The sequence below is a fragment of the Acetomicrobium sp. S15 = DSM 107314 genome, assembly GCF_016125955.1.
Taxonomy (GTDB): domain Bacteria; phylum Synergistota; class Synergistia; order Synergistales; family Thermosynergistaceae; genus Thermosynergistes; species Thermosynergistes pyruvativorans.
This window is the reverse complement of record NZ_JADEVE010000197.1, coordinates 1-328: the sequence shown is the minus strand read 5'-3', so window position 1 is coordinate 328 and position 328 is coordinate 1. Positions and strand designations below refer to the sequence as shown.

Annotated in this window: 1 pseudogene; it reads left to right on the top strand. The window is 53.4% G+C overall.

Annotated features, from left to right (window positions below):
* Positions 1–227 (top strand): annotated as a pseudogene (locus tag EZM41_RS13615) (HAD family hydrolase); the annotation flags it as partial.
* Positions 228–328: the final 101 nt, after the last annotated feature.

The following is a 328-nucleotide window of genomic DNA, read 5'->3' as shown; positions in this document are numbered from 1 at the left end:
ACTGGAGAGCTTTACCTTTGCCGGTAGGCATATACACCGGCCGTCCCTTATCGGAGTGCAGGTTGGTTTTGAGGTTGTTAAATTGGGAAGATCTGCCTCGTAGCCATATGGTGACTTTTGATGACGGAGCCTTAAAGCCTTCTCCCAAGGGGCTCGAGTTGCTATGCGAGAGGCTTTCCCTATCGAACCCGCTATACTTCCAAACCCACCCATCGCCACGCAGATAAAAGAGATGAGGCCGAATAAGCTTCCCACCTCAGGATGCACCGGCATATAAGTGGGAAGGAGGCCCCCGGCTATGCCTACACAAACCCCTCCAAGGCCGAAG